Source organism: Candidatus Uabimicrobium amorphum, from assembly GCF_009002475.1.
GTDB classification, from domain to species: Bacteria; Planctomycetota; Uabimicrobiia; order Uabimicrobiales; family Uabimicrobiaceae; genus Uabimicrobium; species Uabimicrobium amorphum.
In genome coordinates this window covers 8,955,163-8,981,973 of record NZ_AP019860.1, presented here as the reverse complement: position 1 = coordinate 8,981,973, position 26,811 = coordinate 8,955,163, and the positions used below count along the sequence as shown (strand labels likewise).

Here is a 26,811-nt window from a genome sequence, read left to right as displayed (position 1 = left end):
AATGGACACATTTGCAAAAGAAGCATATACAAAGTTAAAAGAGCTGCGCGAAGAGTGGGATGCCGGCCAAAAAATGTTAGTACAACTAGATGCAAAACAACAAGAGCTAGAACAAAAACGTAAGGACCTGCAACAGATGATGTTGCGCATAAGTGGTGCCATTCAAGTTTTAGAAGAAATTTTACCTGACGCAGAGGAGCAATGATGCATTTTCATCTTGATCATAGAACTGCAGAGGATATTTTCAAGCATACCGTCGAGTTAGCTCGGGAATATTGTCCTGAATGGACAAAAGATTGGCCGGAAAATGTAAACGAAATAAATACCAAAGATTTTCGCGTTGTGGTGTTGAAGTTATTTTCGGAGTTGTCGGAAACGATCATTGAGCAACTGAATATTCTTCCTTACAAATACCTAGTTGCTTTTTTAGATTTGATGGGCGTCTATCCGTTACCTGCAGAGCCAGCAAAAGTACCTTTGAGTTTTACCATTGCCGAGGGGGCCACAAGCACTTATGTACCATTTCGTACACAGGTGGCGTCGTCGGAAAATGGCGATGTTATTTTTGAAACTCAGGAAGGTCTCTCGGTGTTTCACACGCCACTACAGCAGATTGTGTCGCTTAATCCGTGGTTTGGTCAGTTTACGAATCATCCTTTGATTTTGGAAGAGCAGCAGCAAGGTTTTTACATTTTTGGTAAGGACGACAAAGAACAATATATTCCCCACAAGATGTATTTGGGGGATTCTATGATTTTTTCTAGTGAAAAACCCGTCGATATTAAAATTAAAATTATCGGGTCGGCGAAGAATTTTCTTCCCTATTTTTCGATTTGGAAAGATAGCACAGGAAAAGTTTACGAACCGAAAAACAAGGTAGGCGAAGAAGAGTTTGAACTCACATTTGAAGGGATTGGCCCACTGGAAAAATCTGTGGTAAATGGTATCGAAGATTATTGGTTGTCGGTCGAGCCTGATTTTACAGAAGTAAAAATTTCTGAAGAGGTGATACTTCCAAAAATTAGCAGAGTAAGCGCTGATTTAAAGGTGAGCAATTTACTTTTAGATTCCGCAATTGCCAATGACAGTTCCGTGGAAATCGAGAAGGGGTTTTATCCTTTTGGCGAAACTCCAAAGAAGTTAGATACATGCTATATTGCGTCGCATAATTTTGCTAAAACCGGTGCGCAAATTAGCATGAATATTAATCTACAAGAAGATCTACCTCACATTAATCCTACAAGCTATACTGTGGCCAAAAGCGACATTAAAGATTTATTTTTGCTGAAAAGACGACTTATCAGCAATAGTCGAATTTCGAAACACTTGCAAACGAAGTTTTCCGCAGAGTTAAAAGGAGAAATTGACAAAGCGGAAGAACCAGACCAAGTGTCAGAGAAAGTACTCGAGGCACTCAACGCGATGATTGATAGCGAAGGACTGTTGTACGACAAGAAGGCCTTTAAAGACGTTGTTCTAAGAGAGGAAGCGCGCTATTATGTTTACAGCAGCGATGTCGAAGAACGCGACGTTAAGCATATAAATCGACTATTACTCGAAGACATATTTCACACGGAACTGCAAAAGCATGTCGAAGTCGAGTTATCTTGGGAATATTGGAACGGTGAGCGGTGGTTAAGTCTTGAGGAAAAAGAAACGGTAGACAAAGAGAAAGACCCTAAAGACGAACGCGAAGTTGAGGATGAATTTGAAGTGGCGGACAAACGTGAAGTCGAAGATGAAGAAGACGCACGTGAAGACGAAAATGAAGTGGAAGACGAGTTTTTAGCGGTTGAAAAAAGTAAAAAAGCAAAGAGTTTCGAGTTTCAAGACGATACACAAGGACTTACGAAGAGTGGACGCATTACTTTTGTTTGTCCGGCAATGAAGTCTGTCGAAATCAATGGCGTGAAGCACTATTGGATTCGTGCTCGTATTAGCAGTGGAACATATGGTATTCCCGGTAAATATTTGAAGACAAGAAATATTCTCGAAATACTCGACGGCTGGGACGACATTGCCAATATTTTGATTAAAGAGGGCATTACCGGAGGTGTTCGTTATCAGACACCGGAGTATACCCCACCTTTTATTGAAAATGTGGTTATGGATATCACATTTCGCGAAAAAGAGTTCTCGCATATCCAAAGCCACAGCAACTTTGAGTATTTTATACACGACCAACAAAAAACGTTTTATCCGTATCGCCCAGTAATCGGAGAAAATCCATCACTGTATTTTGGTTTTAATAAAAATGTGGGAGGAATCGCTTATACTCTATACTTTGCGATGCGAGAAATCTATAATGATAAAGATATACGTACACTAGTAAAAAGTACTTCAAAGAAAAATGGAATAGCAAGTGCCGCGGTAACTTGGAAATATTTTGATGGTACGACTTGGAAAACATTAGAAGTCGAAAACGGCGATAGTTTTTTTGGGAGCGGAGAAATCACCAAATTTTTTATTCCAAAAAATATTCAGCCAATGCATAAGTTTGGTAAAAGTCTTTACTGGATTAAGGTGGAAATTGAGGGAGACAAAGTGGTTAGTCCATCTCTCAAAGGAATACATTTTAATTCTGTATGGGCAAAAAATAGCGTAACGATTACCAATGAAATTTTAGGTTCGAGTAACCACACGCCAAATTTGAAATTTCAATTGACACAAACGCCCATACTAAAAAACCAACAACTGATCGTTCATGAGTCGAAACTTGTGCCAAATGAAGAGCGCGAGTTATTATTTGCTGAAGAAGGGCAAGATGCCATCTTTACAAAAGAAGGAAAAACTTGGGTGCGATGGCATGAAGTACTCGACTTCTCGGGGTCAACACCTTTTAGTCGTCATTATACGTTAAATCGCCAAGATGGTACGATTACATTTGGTGACGGGCTTAAAGGAATGATCCCTTCTGCGGGTAAAGACAATATTGTGGCAAAAATATATTCGAGTGGTGGCGGTAGAAGTGGAAATGTTTCGATCGGTACAGTTTCATCGTTGACAATTAATATTGCGAATATTGATAGTGTGAATAACTATGCTGTTGCTTTGGGAGGCAACGACCAGGAAAGCTTAGACGATGCTGTAAAACGTGGGCCACAAACGATAAAGAGTAAAGACCGCGTTGTTACCAAAGAGGACTATGAGTGGTTGGCTCTGATGGCTTCTCAAGAAGTGGCCAAAGCCAAATATATCGATAGCAATCGTGGAGAAGTGACCATTGCCATTGTGCCAAGTGATGAAAGTGAAATTTATCCTAAAAAAGCGCTTTTAGATAATGTACGTGAGTATTTACAAAAACGCGCACTTCTTACCATTACCGAAGGAATTCGCGTTATTGGTCCGCGATACCAAAAAGTGAATATTATTACCGAAATCGTACCTACTTCTGTGACGGAAATTGCACAGGTAGAAGAAAAATGTTTGCGCTTTCTCAGTAACTTCTTACACCCGACAAAAGGTGGAAGAGATCAAAAAGGTTGGGAATTTGGTTCACGGATTTTGATTGCGGATGTTGTTCGAATTTTGAACAGTGTGGAGAATGTTGTATCAATTAAAAAAATTACGGTTGAAAAAGTGCAAGAAGGTGTAGTTGCGGAAACTGCCTACGGTTCAAATCAAGGGTGGATTACACTAGAAGCCGATGCTCTGCCTATTGCTGGGAATATTCAAATAAATATTACTGCGTAAAAATGGAAGATGAAACATGTCATTACCTGTTCCGAATTTACATAAAAAAAATTACGATGAGTTGCGCGAAGAAATGATTTCGTCCATAAAAAAATACAACAGTGAGTGGACGAATTATAATGCTTCTGATCCAGGTATAACAGTTATTGAACTACTTAGCTGGCTGGGAGAACACTTACTTTATCGCGTCAACCATATACCAGAAAAAGCATATCTGAATTTTTTGCGTTTGGTGGCGGGAGCTACGGGAAATCAAATTGACGATGTGTTATCGCAAAAAGATTTGGATTTGGAGTACCGAGAGCTTTTAGAGTTTTTAAGAGAACTGGAAGACTACTTTGTGTTTAGCATAACAGAAGACGTCGAGGAGATTGTCGAATACTTATCTAAAGCGGACTTATCGGAGACGATTCGTAAAGCTTTTGCGGCAGAGAGCATTGAAATTTCTCCTTATGCAGAGGCTCAGATAAACTCAGACGACGAGTGGATTATCAAAGACAAAGACCAGTATTTGATTCGCTATGAAAATCTGATGTTGGATGTTTTCAAACAGGGAAAAAAAGTTGATTTAGGACAAATTCGTCAGGCAATATCGCGATTTGCCAATTCGCGATACCGCGCAGTGACGAAGGAGGACTTTGAACTTCTGGCCATTAAATCGACAGAGAATCGTTCACTAAGTAAAGTACGACGTGCTATCGTAAATGAGCGTAAAGACTTGGGAAAAATCGAAGTTATTGTTATTGCTGATGAAGAAAATTCGTATAAAGAGTTGCTACCTGTTGTCGATAAGTATTTAAGCGAACGAAAATTATTGGGAACATGGTTGGAAGTGAAGAAGGCTGATTACACTTCCATTAATATTGTGGCAAAAATTATGATACCTTTTCACGTACCAGAAAACGCGGTGGTGAAAAATGTCAAGAAAAAGATACTCGATTATGTTGATCCTATACGTGGCTACCACGATGGTAGTGGTTGGCCATACAAAAAACCGATCAATATTTATGAGTTAACGGAGATTATTTCAAAAGAAGAATACGTAAGTGGTATTCACCATATTTACATCGATGATGAATTGGTAGAGAAGCCGGTAAAAGGTTTGATTCGAATTGAAAAAATGGACATTCAGGTAGTTTATATAGGAGACTAAATCGATGAAAGACAACGGTTCGCGAAAAGAAAGCTCCTATTTAAATTTTTTACCACGTATTTTTCGGGAAACACCTGATAAGGATCTTCCACCATTCTTCGATTCGTATTTGAAAATATTCGAACGAATATGGGGAGAAGTAGATGACGACAAGCTTTTTGATTACGTTTTTTCGATACCTCTGTCTTTTCGAAAAGATATAAGAAATGGTGAGGTGAATCAAAAATTACGTAAAGAATTTAAACAAGCGGGGCATGACCTTACGCGAAATGCGCGTCTTGTTACTTTAACACCCAAAAAGAAGTGGAGTCTACACGACCACGATCATACGTATTTAATTCATCGTGGTGATGATGAATTTGTCGTCTATTTGTCTGGACGTAAAGGGATCGAAGAGCTTCTGGATGTCATTGCCGATTTTTTTCATCCGCGTTTTTCATTTTTATTTTCGAAAGTAAATACCGAATTTATTCCTGAATTAGATAATCGTGATTTACAAAAACTCAATAGATACTTTACACCCAATAAATCTTTTGATGATTGGTTGGAAGAGTTTTTATTTTGGTTTGCGGGAGCGGTTTCTTTGACACTTCGAAAACAGTGGTCGATTCATAAAAAAAGACAAGTAATTGCTGAAATTATACCTTTATACCGCATGCGAGGTACTAAGATAGGTTTAGAGAAATACTTGTCTATTTACATTGGTGAAAAGATTCGCATTACCGAGTCTATTAAACCTATGTACTTGGGAGAAAATACAGTTGTTGGGGGAGCGTTTACTCTAGAAGGAGCTCCATACTTTTTTGATGTTTACGTTACCTTAAAACGCATGCCTGTTCACGAGTTGCGCATGACAATAAAATCGCTTATCGAGATTATCGAGACGGAAAAACCTGCGCATACGAATTACAAGTTACACATAGATATGCCGACAATTGATGTTGAAAAACATAGTCGTATAGGTGTAGATACTATTCTTGGAAAGTAAATTTACTACCAACGATATACGTTGGTGAGTTTGATCAATGCAAAGGAATTAAAATGTCACCACAAAGAGTCAATTTCTTCAAAGGCCAATTGCTTAGAGTTAAAGATTTTAAAGATGAACAAGAGTATCATGTAGAAATGATGCGTATGCATCATCGCTATTTGCACACTTGGGGAATTATAAATGGTTTAAGGGTGAATGCAGTTCGTCAGACAATTTCGATAGAAGCAGGTAATGCTATTTCTGCCAATGGTGATTTTATATCTCTGAGTAAAACTCTAAATATCGAAGACAGTGAGTTTCCTTCAAATAAATTTCATGTTGTTGTTATGTACGATGAAAAAATGGCAGAGCCAGTAGAGGAAGCGGGAATTAAGGGGTATAGCCGTATTATCGAAACGGGAAAAGTGGATTTAGTGTCTTCTCCTGATCGAGATTCTCACGTTGTACTCGCGAAAGTTATTGTGAAGTCAGACGGAATAAAAATTGATGGTTCTGGACGTCGCAGTAGTGGATTGGCGGTCACTTCTGAAACAGGTGAAAAATTAAGTATATACGGAAAACTTTACGAAAAAGAAGAAAGTGGATTATTTTTTGATGCACCATGGGCGGAGTTTGCAGGCCGCCTGTTGACAAAAAATTTAAAAGTGACGGGTACCGCAATTTTTGGAAATGATGAAGATGATCATGCGATTTTTAATAGTGTGATACACCCGCGCATAAAACCAAATAAGCCGCTTCCAAGTAATCGTTATCCAGGGCGTAAATTGCAAATAGCAGGGGATGTTGAATTTCAAGAAATTTTATCTACCCCCGATGGTATGATTGTGTCGGCAGGGAAAGATATATCTTTAATATCGAATAGTGGAGTGTATATAAAGACGGACAATCCTGGAGCAAATAACCTAGGCGGGCATTTGATTGTCGAAAAAGATTTACGTGTTCTTGGTAAACTAAACGCCAAAACCAAGCAATTTGTCATTGATCACCCGACAAACCATGAAAAGGATTTACAGCACTCTACACTCGAAGGACCTGAAATAGGTGTATATTACCGTGGTGAATCGCAACTCATCAATGGAAAAACAACGATTGTTCTTCCTGAATACTTTGAAGCGCTTACTCATGCGGAAAATCGCACAGTTCTTATTACACCTAAGTGTGACCCTGGAGAAAATAAAACTTCTGCCTTGGCTGCCTCTGCGGTTCGCAATGGTCAGTTTTCGGTAACAGCGATTGATGATAACAATAAACGCCAGCGTTTTTACTGGGAAGTAAAAGCGGTACGTTCCGATGTTCCACATCTCGATGTTGAGGTTGTAAAAACCACCGACACGCTTGTCAAAAAATAGTTTGGCCTATGGCGAAAAGTTGAGTACGGTTTGCGAAAGTACATATGTTAAAGTTAAGAAGTAAAGCACTCTAAAATTAGGGTGTCATCCCTGGTCAAGCCAGGAATGACACTGTTTTGCAAGTCTTTATTGAGAAAGCTTTTATTCTCAGCTTGACATACGCTTACGCGGGAATGACACAATTTTGTAAGTCTTTCTATTGGCAAAAGGAACGGAATACGTTCTATTCATCAATGGGTTGTCCGGTGATTGTTTGGGTTTTTTCAGATACTTCTTCAAAGTTAGCATCGACGTAAAGAAAGGCATCAAAGCCGTCTACCAAAAGATATTCTGAACCATTGAAGTTGACTTTTCCATCGTTTGTCGAAATGATATAAGCGGCATCCTGATCCGAAAAAATAAGCGCAGACCCTTTTTGAAAACTAACGGCCAATATATCTTCATCTACAATGAGTATAACACCCGGTGTCATTTCTTCGATGATGACGTCTTGGATATCTTTTTGCGCGTTGGGCGTTATTTGTCCATCTTTTACAATAGAATCATTGTCCTCTATTTTGCGCATTTCTACATCTTCGGAGACGTAAACTTGTAGAGATTTTAAATTTTCTTCCGATAAGTTAAATTTATCAATTAATTCTTTATTGAGTACCATTAGGTTGGATGAACACCCAACAAAGAATAGCGCGATTACAAAAGCAAAATAATTCATAGCAACTCCAAAGAACGGAAAGGTAATGAAAAAATTTATAATATATATTTCTATTCTACTAGTATGTTCTTGTAAATCAACACCGCCGCGCAAAAAAGTGGTGGAAGAAAAGCCTTCTTTTAGTTTTGCAAGATGTGAGCGAGTGCATAACGAAATCAAAGTTCGTTTGGCTTTAGCAGTGAATCACCTCGATATCAACGATTCTTTTATTGCATTTTCTCCGTATTTAAAAAAGTATTTACAGCAAAATTTTGTCCATCTTTTAAGCAAAAACAAAGAAGAGAATCGCGAAGTGACTGTAGAGGTTTTGCGAAATTATCTTTCTTATCTCGATGGCTTTTTGTCGCGGACATTGACCATTACAGAAAGAATGCGCATTTATCGCGAACTATCACAGACATTTTCCATGCTGGAGTATTCTGTACTTTGGTACGAAGACGAGCTATATAAGCCGCATCAGGTCAAATCTTTTTTGTGTTTTGCGGAAGGGCTTGTGGCAGCGTTAGACCGTTATAAGACATCAAGCTCGGATCGTGGAGATTTACATTTGCTAGCAAAGCCAAAACAAATCGAGATGTATGCTTACATTAAATCAAAAACCAATCGTTACGAGAACCCCAAAAAAGAAGTGACTCCACCAGTAGAACAGAAAGAAATAGATGAGAATTCTGCTGTAGACAAAGCACCGCTGATGACCGATAATGACTCTGAAATGGAGAGGAATTCGCAAAGCACTTGGGAACCTATACCTGGAGAACCTGACGCGGTAAAAGTGAAAGAACCTGTTATGCCTGAATTCAAAGAGAACGAGAAGGGCGTAATCGACCTAAGCAACTCTTTTATAGATGAAGTGCCAAAATCAACGAATGAAGTGACATCATCAACGTCAACGACGGAAGATAAGTCAGATGGAGATTCTGGTACGGAGAGAGAAGACTATGAAAAAAATGATTGGCAATCCACTACATCTCAAGAACCAGAGATGATTCCGTGGCATAACACGGTTGACTTAAGTAATTCGGAGAGTGAGGAAGAAGAATGAGATATGTATTTTGGATATGTTTTCTTGTACTTACCGGCTGTTTTTCTAGTACAGAAGTTAACGAACCACCGCAACAAACGGAAAAAGTAACGTATGATGCCGAGGCGTGTAGTTTTATCGATAACAAGACACGAGTGAAGTTTGTACTGTTGGTCAAGAAAATGGCGTTGAATGAACAATTTCAAATATGCGCGAGTGAGATCATTAAATATGCACAACGTCACTATATGTTAGATTTACATGCGAATCAAATTGTGAACCGTTACATTAATACGAGTACGATGAAGAGGCATCTCTCTCATCTCGACAAAATTATGGCGGAAACCATGACGAAAAAGGAACGTCAAGATTTGTATCTTGGTATGGCTGAGATTCTTCCGGTTACCGGATTGACAACCCCTGAGGACGATCAACAGTTGTTTGAACTGTCGGTAATTCATAATTTGATGTGCTACAGCGGTGGGATACTACAAGTCTTAAAGAAATATGAAGACAGCGTTACTTCGGATGAACAACGCAAAGTGGTTGCAGAGAATAAAAAAAATTATCAGCAAAAGCCGGTGGTGGAAATCGACATGGATGCTTTTTTCGATATTCCTCAAGGAGAAGAGATTGCGTATCCTGAATACACCGTAGGTTCGACAGGGGACGAAAATACACCGACACCAACGAAAAAGAAAAAAGCACCACAAACGCCACAGCAAAAGAAAGCGCGGAGCTTTGTTTTGGTCAATCCGCAGGAAAAAGGTCAAACCAAAGGAAGCGAAGGGGCTGCTGCTCCTAAGGGAGATGGTGGTGGTAGTAGTCTGCTGGAACCTGTTGCAGCTAAAGTAAAAGAAGTTACTCAGCCAGCAGCAAATCAAGTGGAGCAAAAAGTGAGAGACCTGATTACAGAAGAAGTTCAAAAAGCTCTTGGAAATTAGAGGGTGGTATGAAATATCTTATTTTTAGTTTATGTTGTTTGTGTATGGGGTGTTCGAGTTTAATACCTTATACCGATGGTGTTGTTGAAAGTTATAAATTGACAGATAGCGAAATCAAAGGTTTGCAGTTTTACACAGAAGGTGACGACATCATTTTACAGCGCGAAGTGAAACGCGTAAAGCGCGATGTGGAGAGTTCTTTAGAGGAAGAATCGGGAAGTTTTATTGACGAAATTGTTCTTGAAGAAGGAACTCCAGGTGTACTATGCCATTTTTCGGAAACGCACATTGGAGTGAGTTTTGAGGAAAAGTTTTGTCTAGTTTTCGCCAAAGTGGAAGACGGCCGTTATGGTTTGGGTTATATCGATGGTTTTGTAAATTATTACAATCTCGAAAATGGAAAAACTTTTCAATTTCGCCGCGTACACCCCTACGAGTTTACATATATCGCCGTAGACGAGGATATCCTCGCGCGCATCGATAAATTGCGCACGTATCTTCCCGGGCGTACAGTGGAATAATAGGTAGAGGTAAATATTATGAGAACTTTGATCGTATGTATCGCATTTTTAGCTGTTCCAATCGTTGTGGCACAGGATTTTGAAATTAGTTTTATTGACAAATCTGAAATAATGAAGTTTGCAAAAGAAACGGTGAAAGTCAGTATCAATGGCGATAATATTCCTGATGAAGTAGAAAAACTTTTTGTCGATAGTGGCAAAAAAACAACGTTAAAGGACCATCTATCTCTGAAGGAATTTGTTGACACAGCAGAGAAAGATATTGAAGAAATGTTGGATCTACTCAGCACCGATAAAAAGAATTTTGAAGAAAAACAACAGCTTGTCAACGACTTTTCGGAGAATATCAAAAAACTAGAAGAATTGGTAGAAAAAGTTGCCAAGGAAATTGAAACGAAAATCATCGAAAAACAAAAAGTGAAAAGAGTTTTTAATAGTAATTCGATAGGTTGGGAGGTTGAAATTACCTATCCCCGTTTTCGTTACGAATACGTTATCGACGAGCAAAACAAAGCATATGAGAGTTTCGTTAAAGACTTCAAAGAAGAAGAGAAGGAAGTTAAGGCAAAGATATATCGCGAAAAACAAGAGAAAAGGTTTAAAAAAGAAGTTTTACCCAAGATTAATAAAATTAAACGCAGAGCCTTCGATAACATTCGAAATTGTCTAAAGTCTGATAAAGCGATCAACGAATTGGAAGGACTTTACGACGATTTACAAGAATATTTAGAAAAGGATATGGTTGCTAAACTTCGCGGAGAAAAATCGTATGCGGATCTACAGGACAAGTTTGAAGAACATCTCGGTAAAATGAAAGATTTTCCCAATTTTATACGATATCTTGTTCAAGATATGAATAAGATATTAAACCTTGTAAAAGGTTATAAAGAATTCCGTTTGCATCCAAAGGATGCACAATTGCTAGAGCGCATTAAAAACGACTTGCAAAAAGAGAGAAAAGATTATTTAAGTATGCAAAAAAAAGCACAAGATGTGAACGCTTCTTTTGCGAGTGATAAAGCTTTAGCGAGAATGTTTAAGAGGTTTAAGAAGAAAAAAGAGATCAAAAAATTCTTGGCAAGTGTTGGCAAAAGTAAGAAGGCCATTCGCAAAATTGATGCGGAGGTACCTGTAAAAAAGTTTAAGAAGTTACTTGGTAAAATACGTTTTATCATTGTAAAGAAAGAAGATTTAAAATAGTGTGTTCTGCAATTCCTCAATTACTGAGGAATTGCGGACGAAATTACTTACTGTTGATATTGAAAATAACGTTGTCGATATCTGCTTCTTGTTGCGCACTGTCTTCATTGCTAATATCTTGCGCTTTTTGATTGATGTAATCTTGTTTTTCCTGAACTTGCTTTTGTAAATCTGTAATTTCTTTTTGCAGTTTTTCTATTTCTAACTTCTGCATTTGAATTTCAAGTCCATCTTCCTCTAGTTGATCGCGAATAGCATTTGCTTTTCTAAATTGTTCTTGTTTCGCAACTAAAATAGTATTTACATACTCAACCTTCTTGGTCAAATTTTTATGTCTATTTGTAAGTTGCTTGTGCAATTTTTGAGCAGATTCTTTGTTGATTTCCGCTGTTCCCAATTTAAAAGTGTCTTTATCAGTCGCTAGCTCTTGTATTTTTCCATCAAGTATGTTGATTGCACTTAGACATTGAGCCTGCTTTGTCTCTAATTTTTGTTTTTGTGTACTGAGTTTTGCAATTTCTTTATTGAGATCTTCATCTTGTTGAAAATTCTCTATTTTGTTCATACTTGTGGTAACTTGATAGTCTTTGTAGGCGTCAAGTCCTTTTGTCGCGATAGAGAATACATCAAAAAAAACGCCAATTGCGAATATAAAAGTTGTTAATACAGTGTATATAATGCGTTTTTTGGTTTTTGCTTTAAATTTTTTCATACACAACACATGGCGAAACAGCCACCCTCCTAAACCAAAGTTTTTAGAACTACTACGGAACTGTAAATCCAATATGTACAAATATTTGTTTTACGATTCTATAAGATTTAAATTTTATTATAACAAATATCCTCTTATAACAATTACTTTAAATTTGAAATGGAGAATAAAATTTATTTATTTTTGCATCTGGACATGATCATGATTTACAATTGAATATACCGTAAACACACAAATACAAAGATTTTAGTAAAAGAAAATGAGAATGATAAATCGTAAAGAAGCAAGTAATCTAGTTCTAGATGTGTATCGCCCGCTACGCGAAGTAACGGGAACTATTACCGCAAATCAATACGATTATTATCGTACAACCGAGATGCCGGTTTCGCAAACATTGATAAAGCGCAGTGGTAAAAAATGGAATGAAATTTTGGATGAAATCAATTTACCCCATCCCCTGGATCGTTATACCCTTGCGATGTTTAGCCGCTCGTTGCACCTATTGGAAAAAAAAATCAAGAGTATATTTGCGATTGGTTGGCAAGAACAGAGTTTTAAGGTAGCGGGAAAAACACTGCGCCCGGACTCTTTTTATGTGGAGAGGTCTCTGATCCAAAACGGTCGATTTTTTCTATTGGATATCAAGCTATGTGTTTCAGCAGCACCGATCGCCATTTACAAATACTTACCTCTTTTTGAGAGTGATCCCTTCTCTAAAGAACAAAGCCAAATCACCTTTTTTGATACTTGGCTCCCCGAAGAAGCTGTCGAAAAACCATTCTTGCACTACGATGAGGATGGACAAGCCAACATGGCGTTAAAGAATAATGTTCTATATATTTGCTATTTATTGGGAAAACCAAAAAATGATATCGTTCCTTTGTCTATGATCGCTAGCCGTAAATCAAGTAAGAAAATCCCGCGCAATATGGAAGTGCGTTATGTGGATTTTTTAGAATTGCCGCGTTTTTATTGTGACCTAGCCAATATCGATTACGAAGAGCAAAAAGTCCGAGAGATTAATCACTGGGCAAAAACGATCAAGAGTTATATTCTTCATCCTCCGAGCAATGTAAGTTCTCTAGTAAAAGAAATCTACAAGGACATAAAGCATTACTGCAATTCAGCACAATTCTAAAGAAACCTTCGTGGATTGGCCTCCTGGCTATTGATTCTGGTTGTGAGTTTGTTGCTGGGAGAGCCAATCAATTGCTTTTTGTAAAGCTTTTTGCATTTCAACGCGCTCTATCCTCTTTTGTGCTTTTGATGACGAAACCCAACAGCGTTTTCGATCTAGCTCTAGCCACGTATTTTTACAGTGCGTTACCCTCATGAGTTGCACCGAAGTTAGAAGATCAAATCCTCTTTTGTGATAAGTGAACGCCCCTAAGTCCGTAACAATCTCTCCTTCAAGACCCGCCTCTTCATTGGCTTCCTTGAGTGCGGTTTCCTGTGGTGTTTCCTCTCCATCAATACATCCCTTCGGAAAAATCCAGTCGCCGTGATTACGTGAGGTGATTAAGCAGAAATAGATGGCTTTGTCTTCCATGCGATACGGAATGGCACATGCCTGTTGGTAGTTTGTACTCATAATATGAAATCCCTAGTAGTTATGAAGACATTATATAAAACTGTTGGTAATATGATGAAACGATGACAAATATATGACACTTCTTTGGTATATTATCTGAAAAAAGTATAAAAAATGACAAGGAGAAAACATGCCACTTCGAATCTTGGTTGTAATAATATGTTCATTTATGATGAGTTGTTCTACAGAAAAAAGTGCCGACTTGCAATTAACAAATAGCAAAAGGATTGTAGATGCTCAACCCTTGGGACTTCGTTTATTTGATAATGGAGAGGAAGAAGATTCTCTCGTAGAAGGCGATGGGGACAGTATTGAATTAGAAAGTGATGGAAAGATCACAGAAAAAGATAAAGAGACAGGGCAAAAACAAGATGCGAAAAAATGGGTACGCAACAAAAAAGACACCAACGTGGCGCAAGTCCGTGTGGGTAACGATGAGTTTTTGGAATTGAAGTCCGTACGTACGCTCGTTTCTGTGGAAGGAATCCGTACGCGTACAGTTGTGGATCATGTATTCCATAACTCTTATGAGCGCACTCTGGAAGGAGATTTTCGTTATAAATTGCCCGACAATGCCAGCATTTGCTACTTTGCATTTTATCCAGAAGGCTTTGTAAGTAAAGACTCCGATAAAGAAGTGGCTCTTCCCAGTTTACCTACCGCTGCCCAAATACACCGTAAGAAGATAGAAGACTATTTTGCTGAAGAGGAAAGCAACTTTGGCAAAGCGAAAATTGCGCATGCTGTGCCGCGACAAAAGGCACTTCAAGCTTATGAGGCCGTTGTGCGGCGTGGAGTTGACCCTGCTCTTGTGGAGTGGGCCGGAGGAAATGTTTTTATCACACGTGTATTTCCCCTTCAAGCCAACCAGTACTATCGCATTGTAATTGGTTATGAACAGACGTTAATAGATGTGGAAGATGTGATTACCTATCAATTTTCTTGTGCGGATGTTGATAGCGATTTCATGTTGGTCGCCGATAAAAGTTATATCGAAAGTTCACAGATGAATGTGGCGACTCCTGCAAGTGAAAGTGACGAATTCGTTTCGTATCAAACGCGCGTACGCAATAAAAACGTTGTGTTCCGCGCAAACCTAACACAAAAATTTATTACCAGCCAAGATGAGAAACAGGGCATTACTTACAGTTACGGTTATGTCTCTCCGCAGTTTTCCTCACCGCAATACAATTCGCGTTCGAAGCGTGCGATTTTTTTGCTAGATACATCGCTGAGTCAGGAGAAACAAGAATTTGGAATGTATGTTGCACTTTTGGAGAAAATACTAGAGCGCAATCGCGACATCGAAGAATTTAACGTATTGTTTTTTGACGTAAGTAGTGGTTGGTTACAAGATGGTTGGATTGCTAATAGTCCAGTTGGTTTGGCGCTATTTCGCGATAAAACGCAGGTGATGCACCTCGAAGGCGCCACCGATGTTACGCAAGCATTACAACACATGGTCGACACTCCGTGGTTAAATGAACAAAATGCCAACGTAGATGTTTTTTTTCTCAGCAATGGCCAGCACAACTGGGGAGAACTTTCGTTGCGCAAAAGTATGGCAAAATTTCGCCAAAAGTTACAGTTTTCTCCGCATTTTTTCTGCTATAATCTCGGCCTAGGAACAGCCAATACCGTGCTTTTTGACCTACTGAATGAATTTGGTGGGGGAAGTTTTTCTAGTACAATGCAACTAGATGAGTTGGCCGTTGCACATCGTCGCAGTACGCTGTTTGTGGAAAACATTTATGGTGAGGGAATTAGCGATCTCGTGACCGCGGGAAGTGTCAAAGTACTTTATCCTGGACAGCGCATTCTTCTTGCGGGCAAAATAACGGGTAACGAAGCGCGCATCACCATAACCGGTCGTATAGGTACACAACGCAAAAGTTTTGTGTTTACTGTACCCACAAAATCTTCAGGCTCTTTAGCACCAAGGGCATTTGGTGAATTAGTGGTGCGCAAAATGGAAAGTTTAGAGGACCCCGCTCTTGAGGAAACCATTGTTGCCTACGCCAGATATTTTTCGATTCCTGGAAAAACGTGTTCCTTGTTGATGTTAGAGTCGCAAGAAGATTACCAAGAGTTCAATGTGAATTTGCAAAAAGACAGTCAAAAAATTGAAAACACCATGGTAAAGCAGGTGCTAGAAAACATAGATGCTTCTTTGGAAAAAAGTATTTCTTCTCCCAAAAATAGCTTTATGTATTTTTGGGAAACTCTTAAAGACAACGAGCTCGTGAAACTCAACCCGCAGAATGTCGAAGAACTACTCTCACTTTTGGATGATACGCATTTTACTTTCTCACCACAAAAGCTACGCTATGATTTTTCCTCTCAAAAAGAAGGTGCGTCTGAGAACTTCCTCTTTTATATCAAAAAAGCTCAAAGTTATGACGCCAAGAGAAATTTAAGTGGTTACTTGCGTGCGGTGAGTTCGATCGTGGAGTTAAAGTCTCAAGAAAGTTCTGCATTACGTGTCGCTGGTTATTTGTTGTTGAAAGAGCAAGTCGCCTCTCACGCAGTGTCGATTTTTACCAGAGTGCGCGATAAACGTCCTTTCGAACCACAAGTATATCGAGATTTGGCCAAAAGTTACGCGGCACTAGAAAAATACCACATTGCCGCTTTGTATTACGAAATACTCATTTCGGGAACTTGGAACGAACGTTTTCGTCAAATCAATAGTATTGCGCAAGAAGAATACGCACATATCTTGCGCAAAATTACCCAAGAAACCCGTGAATCATTCTTTCAAAAGAGGTTGCAATCTATTGCCGAAAAAACCACACAACACAATGACATCACCGTTACCATCACCTGGACAACAAATGACACCGACGTGGATCTGTGGGTTATTGAGCCAAGCGGAGAAAAATGTTACTATGAAAATAAAAATACCCGCAGTGGTGGACAAATTTCCGACGATGTGACCCAAGGATACGGACCAGAACGCTACGCTTTGAAAAAAGCAGCGGCAGGTGAATATAAGATAAAGGTAAATTACTTTCGCTCCAATGAGGCGCGCATTAGTGACATTACCTTTGTCGAGACAACCATCACCACACATAGTGGTTCTCGTGACGCGCGAACACGTAGTTTTTATACAATGTTAACATCTTCAAAAGAAGAGACGCACATTGATACTTTGAAGTGGTAGATTTGTGGAGTTTTGTTTCCGTGTAGAGTTTGCCCCATAAAAGGGGCAAACTTTATTATATTAGTGCAGTAAGATTACTCGTAGGCTTTTAGGTGCGCTTTGGTGATGTGCTTTTCAAAAATACCCCCAGGGAACCACAAGCTGTAGTTTTTTTCCGGTTTCTTTTTGTATAAAGAAGTGAAAAACGAGTGCCAATGTGTCACCACTCCTTCCGGCAATGAAATATCAAACGACTGTATGATTTTTTCATCTAGTGGTAGATTCATATCTTTCACCCAACCCGCAGGATATTTTTTGTATTCAACTGTGTATGGTAAATACTTTATGTAACTCAACATGATGTATTTACGTTCCTCTTTTTTTACCTGTGCGTAGTTCTGTCGACTTGTGTAGCCACCTCCATGATGCAATGTTGCGTGAAATTCTGTTAGGATAAATGCTGTGATTGCAATGGAGTAACAACAAATTTTACGTATTTTTCTTTGTGGAACAGCGGCAGAAATTACTAAAATAAAAAGAGCAGGAAGTACTATTAATATTAGCGGGACACGTTCTCTACATAAGCACGGAGAAGTCATTGCCCACACAAAAACCATAAGTGTTGTAAATAATATGCCATAAAGAGAATTTTTGATGCTAAACTTTGTCGCATATTTCTTTACGATGTAACAACTTAGTATAATAAAAATTAAAAATATAATTGCGAATATGTGTCCATACATTATACGCTCCTTAACTAAGGATATATTGGTAATATATATAAAAACAGCCTACAACGACATTTGGTATGAAATATAAAGGTATTCAAATGTCTGAAGTAGAATACAACCAAAAAGATTTGCAACCTTTTGGGTTATATCGTTTCGATATAATTTTTACCAAATCATAAATGTATGAATGTAGTTATTATGCATATAGTATGTCACATAAATGTCGGCTTTGCATATTTTTTTTTAGTTAAGTAAAAAAGAGAGATTCCATTGAACCATCAAAATTCAAATACGGCTAACTTTGGCAAATATATCATCGAGAAAGAACTTGGTCGTGGAGGCATGGGAGTTGTTTATAAAGCCTACGATACACAATACGATATTTATGTTGCTTTGAAGCTAATCACCAAAGAAGGTTTTTCCCAAGACGACTATGAGCGTTTTTCCCAAGAGATTAAAGCTCTTGCACGTCTTAATCATCCAAATATCGTTCGTTTTTATGAATTTTCCACCACACCAAAACCTTACTTTACCATGGAGTATATCGAAGGTTGTACACTTGACAAAAAGATCAAAGAGCATAATGTGAAGTCTTTGTGGTTGGTGGAGGTGATGATGCAAATTTGCAAAGCGTTGGAACATGCGCACCAATGCAACATTATACACCGCGATATTAAACCCTCCAATATTTTGATCGATACGCAGGGGGTGGTAAAGGTGATGGATTTTGGGGTGGCGAAAATTGATAGTGCCCATCGCCAGAATTTATCGCAAAGTGGAACGATTATCGGCTCGATTCATTATATGGCTCCTGAACAAGTTTTAGGAAAAGCGACCTATGCCAGTGACATCTATTCCGTGGGAGCAACGATGTATGAGGCCTTGACGTATCGAACGATGTACCAAGGGGATAATCAGATGAATATTTTTTATAAGATCATTCGCAATGACTTTATCCCTTTGCGACAGATTCGTCCGCAGATATCACCTTATTTGGAAGCGATATGCATAAAGTGTTTGCAAAAAAGAAGAAAAAAGAGATACCAAAGTTTTACAGAACTACACACCGAGTTAAAAAACTTTAAGTCAAATCGACCTATTACCGCAAAGAAATATACGAAGTGGGACGCATTTTACAAATTTTTTAATCGTCACCGGTTCGCGCTCACGAGTGTCGTGATCATTTTTCTTACTCTCGTGATCTCTCTATTTGTGACGTTGGGTGCCCTGAAAAAAGCCGATCAAACGGCACAAAAGTTACAGGTTGCTCTCGAAGAAGCTGACCAGTCTTCTGAAAAATTACAAAAGCTAAACGAAGCGATGCTGCAATCTTTGACATATATCTCGCGGCAAAATCGCCATGTGGATTTATTTCGCGATGCCCAATTTTTAAAACCTGTGAGAGACGTTTTTGCACAGTCGCTTGAATTACAAACTGCCGATCAATACCGGATTCTTCGCGGATATGTCTTATTGGAAAGTCACCATGAAAAAGATCTCTTACAAGCGGTAAAAGACTACACCGCAATTCTTCAAAAAGTGAAAAATCATTTTATGTACACAAACCGCGGTAAAGCATACGAGAGACTGGGCAAGAGAAAAAAAGCGATCGCCGATTATAATCGCGCGATTGCGCTAGATGCTAACCATTACTTTGCGTTTTTTAACCGTGGTGTTCTTTTTCAAAAGGCAAAACCTCATCGAGCCATCTCCGACTATACCCAGGTGATCAAATTACATCCGTCTTACTACAAGGCATACTATAATCGCGGTCAAGTATACTATGATTTAGCAAAATATCAGGAAGCGCTTGCTGATTTTAGCAAAGTACTATCGATCGTTCCTGAATATGTGCATGCGTACTTTTGGAAAGGTCTCACATATCGCAAGTTGAACAAAGCAGACGTGGGTTTACAGAACTTTAGCCATGCGATTAAAGTGGATGCAAAGTATTTTCGCGCGTATTTTCAGCGTGGGGTGATTTATGTCAATAAAAAACAGTTTGTGAAAGCGGAAAGAAACTTCAGCCAAGCCATTGCGATAAATCCTAAATTTTGGGGAGCATATGTGCAGCGCGGTGTGCTATATCGCCATTTACAAAAATACGACAAAGCGCTTGCGGATTTCAATTTAGTGGTCAAACACGATAGTAAAAACTTTGCGGGGTATTTGCACAGAGGGGTTTTGTTTTACGAAATGGAAGATACCAAAAAGGCATTAGAGGACTTTCATACAGTGATCACGTTAAATCCCCGGCATAAAAAAACGTATCATCACCTGTTTCTTTGTTATCGACGTCTTGGACAAAAGGAAAAAATGCAGGAGTATATAAAGAAGTGGGAAGAAAAGTAAACCGAACTGAACGTGCCAAAGTTGAAATTTTGTCAAAGAAATATGATTTTTAATAGAATTTTTGATATTGAGAATTGCCTCATAAATGACTGACGAATTCAAAAAGAAATGTCTTATATATTAAGGAATACAGCAAAAAAAGTTGCAAAAATGATTGACGAATGAGGCAATTCGAGTGATAAATTAAGTTAAAAATAGAATAGTTTTTTTACCATATGGTGTTGTAGTATTTTCGAAGTATTGGGTTTAGTTTTAAATGAATAGTTCTGCCATATGGAGAATATTTTTTGAAAACAGTTGAAAATGAATCACTCCAAGAAATTGAAAGTGATACCTCTTATGTATGTTGCGCATTTTATTTGGACGAAAATAATTTGTATTATATAGAAAACTCTCATTTCTCTGATTGTAGTTTTAGAAGTAGTGTGGCATTAAACGCGTCTAATTGTCATTTCGAAAACTGTGGATTCTCAGATGAGTTTGAGTTGCATTTTGACAATAGGGAACTTACTGCATTTCCTATGGAGATCAAGAATTTTGTTGATCTTACTGGTTTATCATTGAAGCAAAACCTCTTAAAGGATTTGCCAGCGATTATAGGAAATTTTACTAAGATGATTACCCTTGATGTGTCACGTAACCAGATAGAGAAACTACCAAAAGAAATAGGAAAACTGAGAAATCTTACCTATTTAAACTTGGAGCATCTTAAATTGAGTGAGCTACCTGGGGCAATAGGAAATTTGACAAATCTGAAGGAATTAGATTTGCACGGGAACCATTTTGATCGGTTACCTGTGGAAATAGAAAATTTGACAAATCTTTCACATTTGAATCTGTCGAATAGTAACTTGAGAAACTTGCCTCGCGAGATAGGAAATTTGAGAAATCTAGAGGAGTTAGAGTTACATGGTAATTATTTAGAAACATTACCAACAGAAATAGGAAATTTAACGAACATTCCCCATTTAGATTTGTCGAATAACAACTTAAAAGAACTGCCGGCAGAAATAGGAAATTTAACCAATCTAATGACGCTGGATTTATCGCGCAACGAGCTAAAGGAAATCCCTGTGGAAATAGGAAAGTTACAGAAGCTTCACTCTCTGGAATTATACATGAACTCAATAACACGTTCGCAAGTAGAGTGGCTGCAAAAATTGTTGCCGAATTGTTCTATATATTTTGAATGATATTTTTTTATTAGTACTTCAGAAACGTGTGTCGAACTGTATTTGGGGAACGGGCGGACACTAGGTCCGCCCCTACATTTCACCACAATTCCGTGGTTTTTTGTTTTGATTTTTCACCTATTATGTGTTATTTTCTTCACGCTGTAAAAAATGTGTTACAGCTTTTGCCTACCACAAACTCATCTAATCTATATAGAAGTCCAGTGGTGCATTTCGTTATTCACTTTTCGGAAGGTAAACATGTAGCGATCTATCGGGATTATTGGATAAAGCAAATAGGTCTGCTGTTTTGCAGCGAAGGCGCGTTAAACAACATCCCGAGAATGTACAACTACAAATACTGTTATCTTCATCCGTAAACTTGGACTTCATCTTCGCAAAACAGCTTCTTTTGCTACACAAGCCTGTTTTCTCCTTCTAATGACACGTTGTGTTCCCTTCGTTTTGTTATGGTATTTTGCATTTGTACATTTGTTGTTGTGTCTTAACTTCTGGCCTAAAGCTTAATTTTCTATTGGTGTGGAAAGTTTGTTTCTTTGTAGAGAAGAAGCGGACGCTTTATTAAAGGAGTGCGTTATGTCGAATTCTACAAATGTTGTATATGGCTTAGATTTTGGAGCCTCAAATACCGTTTTGTCTGTTTTTTGGAATGACAAACTAGATGTAATCAAGCTTTCCGAGTCCTCTTGCAGTTTGCCTACGTTGCTATATTATACGCAGTACGAAAGCTATATGGGCAATGATGCGGCGTATATGATGCTCAACTCTATTGCTGACAAGGGACGCTTTATTCGCAACGTCAAATCAGCGTTAGCTATCGAGGGAAGCGATAGTACATTTGTTGTGGATAAGAAAAAGCCTTATGTCGATATTGTTTGCGACTATATTTCGTTTGTGAAAAAAGTCGGAGATCGACATGTCGGGCAAGAATGTAGTGAAGTGGTGATTGGAATTCCGGTGAATTTTTGTACCGTGGACGATTTAAACGAACAAGCAAAAACGTTTTTGAAAAAAGCGGCGTGGCGCAGTGGGTTTCGCAAAGTGTCTTTTGTGTACGAGCCAGTGGCGGCAATGGTGAACAATTTGCAGCAGTTTCGCGAAGGGGATATTGCCCTTGTCTTTGACTTTGGCGGAAGTACGCTAGATTTTCACTTGATTGAATTTCATTCGCGTTTTGATATCCGTCCTCTCGCAACACACGGAATTAAACTAGGAGGCCACGACATCACCAAAAAAATGATCGAGCACAAAGTGCTACAACATTTTGGCCTGGGTGTGACATACAACAGTAAAATGCTCGACCGTAAGAATAACAAAAGTAACAATGTGTTGGTACCAAACTCTTTACCGTTTTTATTGTTAGATGATGATTTGAATCGTTCACGCGACCAAGGAATCCTCGAAGAGATAGAGCGAATCTTATGGGATGCGGAAGCCGATATCCCCGAGTTGCGTTTTCTAAAAGACTGCATACAGAAAAAGTTGTATCATCATATCTTTGCCGCAATGGAGTCCGCGAAAATAAAACTGTCTAGCCAACCACAAGTGGACATTGATCTAGATATTGCCAACCGTGAAATCAAGGAAAAGCTAACGCAAGACGAGTTCAACGAGATACTTTCTTTCTACAAAAGTGACATTCTCGATGCCTTTGCTGTTTTGATGAATAGCGCGCAGATGAATAGCGACGAAGTCAACAAAGTGGTGCTCATCGGAGGGACAACGCAAATCGCCTATTTCCAAGACTTGCTAAAGAGTTACTTCACGCAAGCACAAATAGTAGAAACGGAGTTTTTATTCGAAAGTGTCGCGATGGGTTTAGCCTCTATTGCATGCAATGATAGGTATAGCAGCTTGGTATGCTAATTCAGCATAGACCGAATACCAGTGGAGTCTTTTCCTATAGGTGTTAGGTTGTTTCAAACTAAATTTTCCCCAGGGGTGTCATTCCTGCGAAAGCAGGAATCTACAATATAAAGTAAACTTCAAAGCGCTGGATCCCTGATCAAGTCAGGGATGACACTCCGATGGTGGTTTTGTGGTTCCAGAGAACAACCTGGGGGTTTGTTAGTAAAAGAGCTTAAAAAACCTACTCCTACTAGAGACAAAACATTTACAAACGAAATGTAATAGGCACCTTAATCCACGAATTGACAGGGTTACCGTTTTTGGTGGCGGGATAGAACAACCATGTCTTTACCGACTTCATTGCCGCCTTGTCTAGCATGCGCATTCCACTGCCTTTGACGATCTCAACTTGGTCGACACGTCCATCTTTTAAAATCTTAATTTTTAACATAAGACTTCCCGATAGCCGTAATCTTTTCGCGGCTTGCGGGTAGTCTATTTTGTATTTCTTACGTAGCTTGGGTCTTTCTATCTTCGCAGGAACACCCGCGGTACTTCCCCCACCAGCAGCGCTGCCACCTCTTGCACCAGCTCTTTTTCCAGCAGTATTATCACCATGAGGATTATGGGAACGCGAGCCACCGGCTGTCGGTTGTCCACCAGCGCTTTGCGACTTTCCACCGGAGTTTTTGGAGGTGACCACTGCCGAGGATTTCTTGTTATTGGTGGCCGTTTTTTGTTTTGGCGGCTTAACGGTGCTCTTGGCGATATTTTTTTGTGGTTTTGTTTTTGGCTTTTTGGGTGTTAGGCGCAGAGTACCAAAGCGTTCGTAGTTTTTGACAGGACGCTGTTCACGCTCTACGATGGGTTGCGCGAAGTCGTCTTTTTGCTGTGTGATGTCGACATGAGAACTTCGTGGGTCGTTGATTTTGGGTTCAAAAACTGTGGGAGTCATGTGTAGGTTGTCGCGCAGATGTGTGGTGCGCGCTACGTGTATTTGGATATTGTAACTTATCGGGGTCTTACTTTTTTGTTTTTGCCCGACAAATATGGTGAACGACACGCCAAAAATCGCTAAGTGAATCGCTAGGGAGATGAGGATACTTTTGTGTGCTTTCATGTCGTTTTCCAAAAAAATATATTTTCACGTGAACTATCGTTATTTTATTTCGTATACGTAAAATAATCGGATAAGTTCATGCGAAAATGTATTTTTCTAAAAAAACTTATCTGACAACCTTTAAAGCGAAGAAATGAGACGCAGCAAGTTGAGAATGGTATCCATAATGATATTTTAGGAAGAAAAGTATGAAGTTACTACTATTAATTTTTTGCACGATGTTGTGTATTTTCGCAGATGATGATGTCATCTTTGATGAGCCTCTAGAACTAGAAGAACAAGAAGTTCAAGAAAAGCAAAATTTACCGGAAAAACAATCCGATGTGCAAAAAACACCACATGAAAAAAAGCCTGAGTTTGAGATCATTCCCAATAGCAATATGAAGCGCAAGCAGGCTGTTGAAGAACAAAAAAAAGCCCAAGAGGAAAAAAATGCCGAAAGTGTGGAAAATGACAATTGGGCGTTAAACGAAACTGTGGTGACACCTGATACGCAAGAGAGTAAGAAGTTCGACCTACCAAGTGTTGTCTATAGCCTTGACCACGAAGTACTCATCAACGAACGCATGGTACGCTCTATACCGGAAGCTCTGAAACAAACTCCCGGAGTGATGGTACAAAAGACAGCACATAGCCAAGGTTCTCCTTTTATTCGTGGATTTACTGGATTTCGCAACTTGTTTCTCATTGATGGAATACGACTCAATAACTCTATTTTTCGCGAAGGGCCTAACCAATACTGGAATACCGTGGATTTTTTCGCCGTAGAAAGACTCGAAATTGTCAAAGGGCCGGGTTCCCTGATTTACGGTTCGGACGCTGTGGGCGGGGTGATCAATACCATTACGCGCGAACGCGAAAGATATGGTGATGACTCACTTCTCAATTCGCGTTTGTTTTACCGATATTCCAGCGGCGAACAATCACATATGGCGCGCGGTGAAATTTCGGGAAACTATGGCTACGATTTTGGTTTTGTGGGGGGCGTATTCTATAAAAAATTTGGCAATATTATCGCTGGTGGTGACAGCAATGAGCTTGACAAAACTGGCTACCTCGAAATGGGAGGAGACTTTAAACTCAATTGGTTTCTCTCCAATCACGAAGAGCTGGTTTTTGGTTACTATGGTGTGAACCAAAATGACGCCGAAAGAACACACAAAACCATTTTTGCCAAAAGTTTTCGCGGTTCGGCTGTGGGAAATGAACTACGTCGTCGTACCGACCACGATCGTCATTTAACATACATTCAATACCGCATGTATGACTTGGAAGATTTTTTTGACAATGCCACTTTTACCGTTTCGTGGCACTACCAAGCAGAGGAACAAGACCGTATTCGCGGTGACGGACGTCGCGACATCCAAGGAATCACCACAAACACCGTTGGTTTTCTGGCGCGTTTTGCCAGTAATGTGGGGTTTGGTCAGCTGATTTATGGTGGTGAGTATTACCGTGATTTTGTGCGCTCTTTTCGCGAAGACTTCAACGCCGATGGAACCTTTAATCGCCGAAGAATTCAGGGACCTGTTGCCGACGATTCCACCTACGACACATTAGGCGTTTATGTTCAATGGGAAATGCCCATTCACGAGCAATTTACGATTATTCCCGGAGTGCGTTACACCCATTCATGGCTGGAAGCTGGGGAAGTTGAGGACCCGCTGACAGGTAACGAGGTGTCTATTGAAGATGACTGGGGTGGTTTTATTGGTAGTTTAAAATTCGTATGGGCCCTCAATGCCAATTGGAATATCTTTGGCGGGGTGTCACAGAGTTTTCGTTCCCCTGGTCTTTCTGACTTAACGCGTTTTAACAGTGCGCGCTCTAACGAAATAGAAACTCCGGTAGATGAACTAGACCCCGAATACTTTATTTCTTACGAAATAGGTCTAAAAGCACAATATTCGAATTGGTTCTTCCAGGGATCGTACTACTATACACAAATCGACAATATGATCATCCGTTTTCCTACGGGAAATATCATCAATGGCGAAGTGGAGGTAACCAAAGACAACGAAGGGGATGGATTTGTCCACGGTGTTGAATTTGAAGCCGGCTATAACATCACTCCTCAGTGGCAGGTGTTTGGTGGATTTGCGTGGATGGAAGGTATTGTTTCCACATTTCCCGAAGCAAATAGCAACAAAGAAGATGAACCGATTGACCGTATGCAACCCGCACAGGGGTTTGTCGGACTGCGTTGGAATCATCCTTCGCGAAGATATTGGGCCGAGGGGGTTGTCACCATGGTGAGAGGGCAGGATCGCCTGTCAACACGCGATGCCGCCGATACGCAGCGTATCCCTCCTGGAGGAACGCCGGGTTACACTCTTTATACGGTGAGAGCGGGAGCGCGTATTACCGATAATATTACGGTAAGCGCTGCCATTGAAAATATTACCGACAAAGATTACCGTGTTCACGGTTCGGGTAACAACGAGCCTGGTTTTAACGGAATTCTATCCGTAGACCTTAATTACTAAAACTTCAACCAGGAGATTTGCTGGTAATTCAAAATGTTGATCTAACTGTATT

General features: G+C 39.4%; 20 protein-coding genes. 15 read left to right on the top strand and 5 right to left on the bottom strand.

Annotated features, from left to right (window positions below; all coding sequences use genetic code 11):
- Position 1 precedes the first annotated feature (1 nt).
- Genes UABAM_RS31585 through UABAM_RS33620 form a run of 5 tightly spaced genes read left to right on the top strand, consistent with a single transcriptional unit; the run spans position 2 to position 7,186 of the window.
- Complete coding sequence (locus UABAM_RS31585; RefSeq protein ID WP_151972051.1) at positions 2-205, top strand: hypothetical protein; 204 nt, start codon at positions 2-4, stop codon at positions 203-205.
- Positions 202-3,693, top strand: coding sequence for a putative baseplate assembly protein (locus UABAM_RS31580; protein WP_151972049.1), 3,492 nt, complete (start codon positions 202-204; stop codon positions 3,691-3,693). Before UABAM_RS31585 ends, UABAM_RS31580 begins: the two co-directional genes overlap by 4 nt.
- A 16-nt stretch (positions 3,694-3,709) precedes the next feature.
- The gene (locus UABAM_RS31575; RefSeq protein WP_151972047.1) at positions 3,710-4,846 is read left to right on the top strand and encodes a baseplate J/gp47 family protein; all 1,137 of its coding nucleotides are present in this window, start codon (positions 3,710-3,712) and stop codon (positions 4,844-4,846) included.
- A gap of 4 nt (positions 4,847-4,850) precedes the next feature.
- Positions 4,851-5,834, top strand: a complete 984-nt coding sequence (locus UABAM_RS31570; RefSeq protein WP_151972045.1) for a phage tail protein — start codon at positions 4,851-4,853, stop codon at positions 5,832-5,834.
- A 53-nt stretch (positions 5,835-5,887) separates the two neighbouring features.
- A complete protein-coding gene (locus UABAM_RS33620; protein ID WP_173013685.1) occupies positions 5,888-7,186 on the top strand; it encodes a hypothetical protein in 1,299 nt (432 codons plus the stop codon).
- Between the two features lie 223 nt (positions 7,187-7,409).
- On the opposite strand, the gene UABAM_RS31560 is transcribed toward UABAM_RS33620, so the two are convergent.
- Positions 7,410-7,898: a hypothetical protein gene (locus UABAM_RS31560; protein WP_151972043.1), complete on the bottom strand. Its 489-nt coding sequence runs from the start codon at positions 7,896-7,898 to the stop codon at positions 7,410-7,412.
- A gap of 25 nt (positions 7,899-7,923) precedes the next feature.
- Here UABAM_RS31560 and UABAM_RS31555 point away from each other — a divergent pair, with 25 nt between their 5' ends.
- Genes UABAM_RS31555 through UABAM_RS31540 form a run of 4 tightly spaced genes read left to right on the top strand, consistent with a single transcriptional unit; the run spans position 7,924 to position 11,584 of the window.
- Positions 7,924-8,940, top strand: coding sequence for a hypothetical protein (locus tag UABAM_RS31555; protein ID WP_151972041.1), 1,017 nt, complete (start codon positions 7,924-7,926; stop codon positions 8,938-8,940).
- Positions 8,937-9,863 (top strand): hypothetical protein, encoded by a 927-nt coding sequence (locus tag UABAM_RS31550; protein ID WP_151972039.1) that lies wholly within the window; start codon positions 8,937-8,939, stop codon positions 9,861-9,863. Before UABAM_RS31555 ends, UABAM_RS31550 begins: the two co-directional genes overlap by 4 nt.
- An 8-nt stretch (positions 9,864-9,871) precedes the next feature.
- A complete protein-coding gene (locus UABAM_RS31545; RefSeq protein WP_151972037.1) occupies positions 9,872-10,384 on the top strand; it encodes a hypothetical protein in 513 nt (170 codons plus the stop codon).
- Positions 10,385-10,402: 18 nt separating this feature from the next.
- Complete coding sequence (locus tag UABAM_RS31540; RefSeq protein WP_151972035.1) at positions 10,403-11,584, top strand: hypothetical protein; 1,182 nt, start codon at positions 10,403-10,405, stop codon at positions 11,582-11,584.
- A gap of 43 nt (positions 11,585-11,627) precedes the next feature.
- Here the strand turns inward: UABAM_RS31540 and UABAM_RS31535 are convergent, their stop codons facing one another.
- Positions 11,628-12,296, bottom strand: a complete 669-nt coding sequence (locus UABAM_RS31535; RefSeq protein ID WP_151972033.1) for a hypothetical protein — start codon at positions 12,294-12,296, stop codon at positions 11,628-11,630.
- 265 nt (positions 12,297-12,561) lie between these two features.
- Between UABAM_RS31535 and UABAM_RS31530 the strand changes: the two genes are divergently transcribed.
- The gene (locus UABAM_RS31530; protein WP_151972031.1) at positions 12,562-13,434 is read left to right on the top strand and encodes a hypothetical protein; all 873 of its coding nucleotides are present in this window, start codon (positions 12,562-12,564) and stop codon (positions 13,432-13,434) included.
- Positions 13,435-13,461: 27 nt separating this feature from the next.
- Here UABAM_RS31530 and UABAM_RS31525 read toward each other — a convergent pair whose 3' ends face one another.
- Positions 13,462-13,887 carry an NUDIX hydrolase gene (locus UABAM_RS31525; RefSeq protein ID WP_151972029.1) on the bottom strand — a complete coding sequence of 142 codons (426 nt, stop codon included), beginning with the start codon at positions 13,885-13,887 and terminating at the stop codon, positions 13,462-13,464.
- Between the two features lie 130 nt (positions 13,888-14,017).
- On the opposite strand from UABAM_RS31525, the gene UABAM_RS31520 reads away from it, so the two are divergent.
- The gene (locus tag UABAM_RS31520; RefSeq protein ID WP_151972027.1) at positions 14,018-17,050 is read left to right on the top strand and encodes a DUF2135 domain-containing protein; all 3,033 of its coding nucleotides are present in this window, start codon (positions 14,018-14,020) and stop codon (positions 17,048-17,050) included.
- Positions 17,051-17,124: 74 nt separating this feature from the next.
- Here the strand turns inward: UABAM_RS31520 and UABAM_RS31515 are convergent, their stop codons facing one another.
- Entirely contained in the window at positions 17,125-17,772 is a 648-nt protein-coding gene (locus tag UABAM_RS31515) for a hypothetical protein (RefSeq protein ID WP_151972025.1), read from the bottom strand.
- Positions 17,773-18,030: 258 nt separating this feature from the next.
- Here UABAM_RS31515 and UABAM_RS31510 point away from each other — a divergent pair, with 258 nt between their 5' ends.
- The 3 genes from UABAM_RS31510 to UABAM_RS31495 all read left to right on the top strand — a co-directional run bounded on the left by UABAM_RS31510 (position 18,031) and on the right by UABAM_RS31495 (position 23,171).
- Positions 18,031-20,112: a serine/threonine-protein kinase gene (locus tag UABAM_RS31510; RefSeq protein WP_151972023.1), complete on the top strand. Its 2,082-nt coding sequence runs from the start codon at positions 18,031-18,033 to the stop codon at positions 20,110-20,112.
- A 287-nt stretch (positions 20,113-20,399) separates the two neighbouring features.
- A complete protein-coding gene (locus UABAM_RS31505; RefSeq protein ID WP_151972021.1) occupies positions 20,400-21,305 on the top strand; it encodes a leucine-rich repeat domain-containing protein in 906 nt (301 codons plus the stop codon).
- Positions 21,306-21,881: 576 nt separating this feature from the next.
- Entirely contained in the window at positions 21,882-23,171 is a 1,290-nt protein-coding gene (locus UABAM_RS31495; RefSeq protein WP_151972017.1) for an Hsp70 family protein, read from the top strand.
- A gap of 247 nt (positions 23,172-23,418) precedes the next feature.
- Here UABAM_RS31495 and UABAM_RS31490 read toward each other — a convergent pair whose 3' ends face one another.
- Positions 23,419-24,273, bottom strand: coding sequence for an energy transducer TonB (locus UABAM_RS31490; protein WP_151972015.1), 855 nt, complete (start codon positions 24,271-24,273; stop codon positions 23,419-23,421).
- A 188-nt stretch (positions 24,274-24,461) separates the two neighbouring features.
- Here UABAM_RS31490 and UABAM_RS31485 point away from each other — a divergent pair, with 188 nt between their 5' ends.
- Positions 24,462-26,759, top strand: a complete 2,298-nt coding sequence (locus UABAM_RS31485) for a TonB-dependent receptor (RefSeq protein ID WP_151972013.1) — start codon at positions 24,462-24,464, stop codon at positions 26,757-26,759.
- Positions 26,760-26,811: the final 52 nt, after the last annotated feature.